Source organism: Streptomyces sp. NPDC055103, assembly GCF_053607625.1.
The window spans coordinates 104,442-112,400 of the sequence record NZ_JBSGTX010000021.1; the positions used below are offsets into that span (position 1 = coordinate 104,442).

5 protein-coding genes and 1 pseudogene are annotated in these 7,959 nt (G+C 74.0%); 4 read left to right on the forward strand and 2 right to left on the reverse strand.

Annotated features, from left to right (window positions below; genetic code table 11):
- Window positions 1-83 precede the first annotated feature (83 nt).
- The 4 genes from ACWFR1_RS16065 (at window position 84) to ACWFR1_RS16080 (ending at window position 5,522) form a co-directional block, all read left to right on the forward strand.
- The gene (locus tag ACWFR1_RS16065) at window positions 84-2,369 is read left to right on the forward strand and encodes a molybdopterin oxidoreductase family protein (RefSeq protein WP_453551274.1); all 2,286 of its coding nucleotides are present in this window, start codon (window positions 84-86) and stop codon (window positions 2,367-2,369) included.
- A gap of 147 nt (window positions 2,370-2,516) precedes the next feature.
- Window positions 2,517-3,950, forward strand: coding sequence for a CitMHS family transporter (locus ACWFR1_RS16070; RefSeq protein ID WP_453551277.1), 1,434 nt, complete (start codon window positions 2,517-2,519; stop codon window positions 3,948-3,950).
- A gap of 188 nt (window positions 3,951-4,138) precedes the next feature.
- The gene (locus ACWFR1_RS16075) at window positions 4,139-4,771 is read left to right on the forward strand and encodes a hypothetical protein (protein WP_453551279.1); all 633 of its coding nucleotides are present in this window, start codon (window positions 4,139-4,141) and stop codon (window positions 4,769-4,771) included.
- Complete coding sequence (locus ACWFR1_RS16080) at window positions 4,758-5,522, forward strand: class F sortase (RefSeq protein WP_453551281.1); 765 nt, start codon at window positions 4,758-4,760, stop codon at window positions 5,520-5,522. Before ACWFR1_RS16075 ends, ACWFR1_RS16080 begins: the two co-directional genes overlap by 14 nt.
- A 411-nt stretch (window positions 5,523-5,933) precedes the next feature.
- Here the strand turns inward: ACWFR1_RS16080 and ACWFR1_RS16085 are convergent, their stop codons facing one another.
- Together ACWFR1_RS16085 and ACWFR1_RS16090 are read right to left on the reverse strand one after the other, a co-directional pair.
- The gene (locus tag ACWFR1_RS16085; RefSeq protein ID WP_453551283.1) at window positions 5,934-7,403 is read right to left on the reverse strand and encodes a hypothetical protein; all 1,470 of its coding nucleotides are present in this window, start codon (window positions 7,401-7,403) and stop codon (window positions 5,934-5,936) included.
- 65 nt (window positions 7,404-7,468) lie between these two features.
- A pseudogene (locus ACWFR1_RS16090) lies at window positions 7,469-7,681 on the reverse strand (S8 family serine peptidase); the annotation flags it as partial.
- Between the last annotated feature and the right edge of the window lie 278 nt (window positions 7,682-7,959).

The window sequence follows — 7,959 nt, forward strand, 5'->3', positions numbered from 1 at the left end:
ACACCGCTCCCGCGCACCCCTCCCGTACATGCCTACCAGTCGGTATGCTCGGCGCCACCCGACGCACGCACCAGGGAGACGTCATGCCCACCGCCCTGCGCATCTGCCCCCTCTGCGAAGCGACCTGCGGACTGACCCTGACCCTGACGCCCGACGGCGCCGGGGTCACGGGAGCACGCGGCGACCGCGAGGACGTGTTCAGCCAGGGGTTCATCTGCCCCAAGGGTGCGGCCTTCCCCGAGGTCGACGCCGACCCGGACCGGCTCCGCCGCCCTCTCGTCAGGAAGGACGGCAGACTCCAGGAGGTGAGCTGGGCCGAGGCGTTCGACACCATCGCCGCCCGCATCCGGCCGCTGGTCGAGGAGTACGGGCCGGACTCCGTGGGTATTGTCCTCGGCAACCCCAACGTGCACACGATCGCCGGCGCCCTCTACCCGCCCCTGCTCATCGGCGCCCTGCGCACGCGGAACCTCTTCACCGCGTCCACGCTCGACCAGATGCCCAAGCACGTCTCCAGCGGCCTGCTGTTCGGAGACCCCTTCGCCGTGCCCGTCCCGGACCTGGACCGCACCGACCACCTCCTGATCCTCGGCGCCAACCCGCTGGATTCCAACGGGAGTCTGTGCACCGCCCCCGACTTCCCGGGCCGGCTCAAGGCGCTGCGGCGGCGCGGCGGCACCCTCACCGTCGTCGACCCCCGGCGCACCCGCACCGCGCGCCTCGCCGACCGCCACGTCGCCATCCGCCCCGGCGCCGACGCGCTGCTCCTCGCCGCCCTCGTCCACACCCTCTTCGAGGAGGGCCTCACCGACCTCGGCCCGCTCGCCGCCCACGTCGAAGGGGTCGAGGACGTACGGGCGGCGGTGGGGGAGTTCAGCCCCGAGGTCGTCGCCGCCGCCTGCGACGTGGACGCCACCACCATCCGTACCCTCGCCCGCGAACTGGCCGCCGCACCCTCCGCCGCCGTCTACGGGCGGATGGGCAGCTCCACGGTCGCGTACGGGACCCTCGGCAACTGGCTCGTCGACGTCCTCAACGTCCTCACCGGCAACCTCGACCGGCCCGGCGGCGCGCTCTTCCCGCTCTCCGCCACCGCACCCGCCCCGCGCCCGGCCGGCCCCGGCAAGGGGTTCGCCCTCGGCCGCCGGCACAGCAGGGTCTCGCACCACCCCGAGGCCAAGGGAGAGTTGCCGCTCGTCGCGCTCGCCGAGGAGATCGAGACGCCGGGCGACGGGCGCATCCGGGCGGTGATCACCGTCGCCGCCAATCCCGTCCTCTCCGCCCCCGACGGGAACCGGCTCGACGCCGCCCTCGGCTCCCTCGACCTCATGGTCGCCGTCGACCCGTACCTCAACGAGACCACCCGCCACGCCGACGTCCTCCTGCCCCCGCCCCCGCCCTCCCGGAGCGCCCACTTCGACTTCGCCTTCAACGGCTTCGCCGTCCGCGACCAGGCCCGCTACACCCCGGCGGCCGTCCCCCTCGAAGCCGACGCCATGGACGAGTGCGAGATCCACGCCCGGCTGATCCTCGCCGTGTCCGGCATGCACGGAGCGCCGCCGTCCGCCGTCGACGAGCTCGCCGTCGACACCACCCTCGCCAAGGCCGTCACCCAGGAGCACTCGCCCGCGTACGGCACGGATCCCAAGGAGTTCGCCGGCCGGCTCACCGGTGCCACCGGACCCGAGCGCCGGCTCGACCTGATGCTGCGCCTCGGCCCGTACGGGCTCACCCTCGACGAGCTGCGGGCCCACCCGCACGGCATCGACCTCGGCCCGCTCAAGCCGCGCGTCCAGCAGGTGCTCAAGACCCGCAGCGGCCGGATCGAACTCCTCCCCGCGCCCATCGCCGCCGACCTGCCCCGGCTGCGCGCCGCGCTGCACGCCGTACCGGCCCCGGGCACCCTCCAGCTCGTCGGCCGCAGACACCTGCGCTCGAACAACAGCTGGCTGCACAACACCCCGGCCCTGGGAGGTGGTTCGAACCGCTGCACCCTCCAGGTGCACCCCGAGGACGCGGCCCGACTGCGGCTGACGGACGGCGGGCTCGCCCGGATCACCGGGGAGGGCGGCGTACTGGAGGCGCCGGTGGAGGTCACCGACGCGGTGCGCCCAGGGGTGGTGAGCCTGCCGCACGGCTGGGGCCACGACCGGCCGGGCACCCGGCTCACCGTGGCGGCCGCCCGCCCCGGCGTCAACGTCAACCAGCTCCTCGACGGCTCCCGGATCGACCCCCTCTCCGGCACCGCCGTCCTCAACGGTTTCCCCGTCGAGGTGTCGCCCGCGGTCGGCCCCCAGTCGGACCCCCAGTCGGACCCGCAGTCGGACCCGCAGCCGGCACCCCAGCCGGAACCCTCGTCGGGCCCGTAGCCGGACCTCTGCCGTGGCGCCGCTCTGACCTGGGGTTTTGCTCGTATTGCTCACGCGTCAACATCTTGTTAACGGCGGAAGAGGGCACCTACCGTCATCCGGACCGCCGCTCGGCGGCAGTTCAAGGGTGAACGTGAGGTGTCCTCCATGCTGACCGTCCTCGGCTTCGCCATGATCGCGACGTTCCTGGTCCTGATCATGATGAAAAAGATGTCGCCGATCGCGGCGCTCGTACTGATTCCCGCGCTCTTCTGCGTCGCGGTCGGGCAGGGGGCCCAGCTCGGCGACTACGTTATCGAGGGGGTCGGCAAGCTGGCGCCGACCGCCGCGATGCTGATGTTCGCGATCGTCTACTTCGGCGTCATGATCGACGTCGGCCTCTTCGACCCGATCGTCCGGGGCATCCTGCGCTTCTGCAAGGCCGACCCCGTGCGCGTCGTCGTCGGTACGGCGGTGCTCGCCGCGATCGTCTCCCTGGACGGCGACGGCTCCACCACCTTCATGATCACCGTCTCGGCGATGTATCCGCTCTACAAGCGCCTCGGCATGAGCCTGGTCGTCATGACCGGCGTCGCCGCCACCGCCAACGGCGTCATGAACACCCTCCCCTGGGGCGGCCCCACGGCCCGCGCCGCGACCGCTCTGAAGCTGGACGCCGCCGACATCTTCGTACCGATGATCCCCGCGCTGGGTGTGGGCCTGCTCTTCGTCTTCGCCCTGGCGTACGTCCTCGGGCGCCGCGAGCGCAACCGCATCGGTTACCTCACGCTCGACGAGGCCCTGGTGCCGGAGACCGAGACCGTGCTGGTCGCGGCGGGCGGCGGGACGGGTGCGGACGCGCCGAAGAAGACGCTCGGCGGCTCCTCCGCGAGCACCGACACGGGTGCGGGTGCCGGTGCCGGCGCGGACGCGGGTGCGGACGAGAGCGACACCGACGGCTTCCAGGGGCTCGACCCGAACCGGGCGACCCTCCGCCCCAAGCTGTACTGGTTCAACGCCGGTCTCACGATCGTGCTGCTCACCGCGATGATCCTGGAACTGCTGCCGATCCCGGTCCTGTTCCTGCTCGGCGCCGCTCTCGCGCTCACCGTCAACTACCCGAACATGGCCGAGCAGAAGGCCCGGATCGCCGCCCACGCGGACAACGTCCTCAATGTCTCGGGCATGGTCTTCGCCGCCGCCGTCTTCACCGGTGTCCTCACCGGCACGGGCATGGTCAAGCACATGGCCGACTGGCTCGTCGGCGCCATCCCCGAGGGCATGGGGCCGCACATGGCCGTGGTCACCGGCGTCCTGAGCCTGCCGCTCACCTACTTCATGTCTAACGACGGCTTCTACTTCGGCGTGCTGCCGGTCCTCGCGGAGGCCGGTGCGGCCCACGGAGTCTCCCCCCTGGAGATCGCCAGGGCCTCGCTGGTCGGCCAGGCCCTGCACATGTCCAGCCCGCTGGTGCCCGCCGTGTACGTCCTCGTCGGCATGGCGAAGGTGGAGTTCGGCGACCACACCCGGTTCACGGTGAAGTGGGCCGCGCTGACCTCGCTGGTCGTCCTGGCGGCGGGAATCCTCTTCGGGATCATCTGAGCCGAGGCACGGGCGGGCTGTACGGGCCGCCTGCGCGGGCCGGCTGTACGGGCCGGCCGCGGAGGCTCGGCCGGACGGGCGACTTCGGAGGGTGGTGTACGCATGTCGCCACCTTCCGTGTCCATGTGGTGACTGATAGTCGGATTATCGCTTGAAATGTCCGACGAACTCCTTCCGGAGGAACCCGCATGACCGCTCGTACCGCCCGGCCTCTCGCCGCCACCGCCGCGGCCACCCTGGCCCTCGGCAGCCTCGCCCTCGCGGGCGCACCGTCGGCGTACGCCGCCCCCGGCGACAACGGCGACGTCAAGATCCACAAGGTCGGCACGCCCTTCGACGACCAGCGCGACGAGCCGAAGGTCTGCAAGTTCTACCTTGCGGCCTTCAACTTCGACACGCTCCAGGAAGTCGACTGGGAGATCACCCCCCAGCCGCCGAAGGCCGACGACCCGAGCCTCAGCGGCCACATCACGCTCGCCACCGGCAAGGGCCACACCGGACCGCTGTCGCTGGCCGACGGCATGTACAAGCTCGTGTGGACCTTCGAGGGCGAGCAGGGGGCCGGCAAGCAGAAGGTCTTCAAGGTCGACTGTCCCGGCGACATCATCACCAACCCGACCCACCCACCGACCACCGGCGGTAACGGCCACGGCAAGCCCCCGCACGGCCCGGTCGGCGCGGGCGGCGGCGGCAGCGCGCCGATCGCCGCCGAGGACTCCTCGACCTTCGGCATCGGGGCGGCCGTCGCGGCGGGCCTCGCCGGCACGGCCGGACTGGTCCTGATCCGTCGCTCGCGCCGCCGCGACAATGGCGCCGCGTAGGTCCCGCCCCACGCCCCGGCGCCACCTCACCCGCCGGCATCGGCGACTCCTCCGGCTCACCAGGACCGTCACGGTGACGTGCGTCCTGGTGGCCGGGGGCGCCTGGTGGGCGGGGGACGGGGAACCGGCCGACCCGCCGCGCGCCGGGGGACCGGCCGCACCCGGCCCGGCCGCGGCGGGAGCGGCGGCGGCCGGCGCCCCGGCCGCCCTCGACCACAAGGCGAAGCCCAGGGCGCTCCCCAAGGCCGCGCCCCCGCCCCGGCCGGCGCCGCCACCCCCGCCGATGGCTCGCTCGCGCCCCACTGCGCTCGCCGTCCCGGCCATCACCATCGAGGCCCCGGTCACCGAACTCGGCCTCGACGGCGCCGGGCGGCTCGCCACCCCGCCCGTCGACAACCCCCGGGTCGTCGGCTGGTACGCGAAGGGCGCCACCCCGGGGGAGCGCGGCACCGCCGTCGTCGTCGGCCACCGCGACACCCGCAGCGGGCCCGCCGTCTTCCTCAACCTCGACTCGCTCAGCCCCGGCAACACCGTCCGGGTCGCCCGCGCCGACGGCAGGGTCGCCGTCTTCACGGTCGACCGCGTCCGGACGTACGCCAAGGCGGACTTCCCCGACAAGGAGGTGTACGGCGCCACCGGGCGGCCCGAACTGCGGCTGCTCACCTGTGGCGGAGCATTCGACCGAGGCACGGGCTACGAGGCGAACATCGTCGTCTTCGCCCACCTCACCGACATCGACCGGACGATCTGACGACATGACGATCTGACGACGTGGAAAGGCGACGCCGTGACGAAGCAATGACGTGGCGACGTGACGAAGCGACGCCGTGACGATCTGATGACCTGACGACCTGACGACCTGACCGACGGGCCCCAGCCGCGTCCGTCGCTCCCCTCGTCAGCCGTCCTGACCGTTCTCCCCGCTCCGGCGGGCTCCCGCCACCCGGCGTGCGCCCGCTGGATACGGCAGTTCCGCCGCCAGGGCCGCCGCCCGGGCGAAGCCCTCCGCCGCCTCCCGCTCCCGGCCCGGCGCCGCGAGCGCGGCGGCCCGCGCCGCCCGGGCCTCGGTCTCCGCGAGCCGCTCACCGGCCCGCTCCGCCCGCCCGACCTCGGCGCCCGCCAGTTCCGCGGCCTCCTCGGCCCGCCCGCACGCCAGCAGCGCCTAGGCCGTCAGATGGGCCGTGCCCGCCTCCCGGTACCCCGCGAGCAGCCGCAGCGCCTCCTCCGGCCTGCCCTCCCGCACCGCGAGCTCGGCCCGCGCCGAGCGCACCTCGTACTCCGCCTGATGGTCGCCCTGCGCCACCGCCGTCCGCTCGGCCGGGTCGAGCAGCTCGCTCCCGCCGGGCTCGGCCTGCCGCATCCGGACGCGGGCGAGCGCCACCAGCGCGTACGGGGCGCACCACACCGAGTACGACTCCGCGCCCCGCACCGCCGTCTCGGCGAGCTGCCGCGCCTCCGCCACCTCCTCCACGAGGAGGTGGAGCTCCGCCAGGTTGGCCCGCTCGAAGACCGTCGCGTCGGATCGACCGAGCGCTCCGCGAGCGCGAGCGCCCGGCGGCCCGTCGTGATCGCCTCCCGCAGCCGCCCCGCCCGGCGCGCCGTCTCGCGCAGCACCGAGAGCACCGAGGCCAGCAACTGCGGATCGCCGTACGCCTCCGCGTGCGGAATCGCCCGGTCCGCCACCGGACCCGCCTGCCCGAACCCGGCCCGCGAGCCCCAGCGAGGTCGCCCGCGCGGCCAGCGCCCTGGCGAGCAGCCCACGCCGCTCGGGGCCCTTCACGGCCTGCGCCGCGTCCTCCGCGGCCCGCGCGGCGACCACTCCCTCCTCGTACCGGCCCGCGACGAAGCAGAGCACTGCGCGGGCCAGATGGTGGGCGCTCGCCACGGCGGCCGGGGTGCCGGGGCCGGGCGGGCAGGAGTCGAGCAGCCGGAAACCGTCCTCCGTCGTGCCACGGGTCTTCGGCATCAGTTCCGCGAGCCGCGCCGCCGCCAGCACCCGGCCGTCCGCGTCCCCGCGCCTCCCCAACTCCTCCAGGGCCCCGCCGAGCAGCCGGGCCGCCTCGTCGAAGCGGCCCGGGCGGCGCAGCACGGCGCTCCGGTCGATCCGGGCCCGCGCGGACTCGGCCGCGAGCGCGTCGAGTCGGGCGGTGAGTTCGGCGTAGTAGCGGTCCGCGGCGTCGTTCGCGTAGAGCGCCGCCGCCCGCTCGGCGGCCTGCCGCAGATAGCCGGTGGCGCGCGGGTCGTCGGCCCGGGTCAGATGGGCGGCGAGCGTGTCCACGGCGTCGGGCCGCCGGCGCAGCACCGCCTCCGCGTACGCCGAGTGCAGGAGCCGCCGGCGCGCCGCCGACAGCCCTTCGTAGCAGGTCAGCCGCACCAGCGGGTGGCGGAAGGCGAGCCCGGCCACGGGCCGGCCCTCGCTCACCACCCGCCGCTCCTCGACCACCGACGCGGCGACGGCCGCCTCCACGGCCTCGGTGGCCTCGGCCGCCGAGAGCCGCGGATGTCCGCCGCGCCGGGCCACGTCCATGACCTCGGTGAGGGCCGCGTCCTGCCCGGCGACCGCGACCGCGTCGGCGACCCGGCGGGCGGCGGGACCCAGCCGGCCCAGGCGCTCCGCCAACAACTGCCGCACGCCCTCCGGGGCGCTGGGCCGCTCGTCCCCGTCCCGTACGGCACGGGCCAGAAGTCGGGCCAGTGGATCCTGGTGCCGGGGGCGACGCCGATGCCGCCCGCGCCGACGATCGTGCCCATGGTGTGGGTGCCGTGGCCGTTGTTGTCGCAGGGCGCTCCGGCGGCGCACTGGCCGGTCGGGTCGTACTTGTAGTCGTGGTCGAAGGTGCCGTCGCCGAGGTTGCCCCGGTAGTTGCCCTTCAGGGCCGGGTGGTCGAACTGCACACCCGAGTCGATGTTGGGAGGCCGTGAGGGTGGCGGCGGACGTGGCCCAGGCGATGGTTCCGCGCCGGATCGGCGAGCGGGGCAGGTGCATGTGGGTGGCTCCTCCAACGCTGGTACGGGGGAAACCGGCGCCCCGCAGTCCCGTGCGGATCTGGGGGGAAGGCCCTCGGGGAGGTGGGGCGGGCTCGGTCGGGGACGCTAGCTTGATCTTTAACGTGTGGCGTCGAACGGTGCGTCGTACTTGATCACTCGGTTCGGTAACCGCCGTACACGGAAGCGGCCTTCGTCTGAAC

What these genes read in the sequence shown, in the direction of transcription:
- ACWFR1_RS16065 (WP_453551274.1), top strand. Translation starts at nt 84, where the DNA reads ATGCCCACCGCCCTGCGCATCTGCCCCCTCTGCGAAGCGACCTGCGGA.
- ACWFR1_RS16070 (WP_453551277.1), top strand. Translation starts at nt 2,517, where the DNA reads ATGCTGACCGTCCTCGGCTTCGCCATGATCGCGACGTTCCTGGTCCTG.
- ACWFR1_RS16075 (WP_453551279.1), top strand. Translation starts at nt 4,139, where the DNA reads ATGACCGCTCGTACCGCCCGGCCTCTCGCCGCCACCGCCGCGGCCACC.
- ACWFR1_RS16080 (WP_453551281.1), top strand. Translation starts at nt 4,758, where the DNA reads ATGGCGCCGCGTAGGTCCCGCCCCACGCCCCGGCGCCACCTCACCCGC.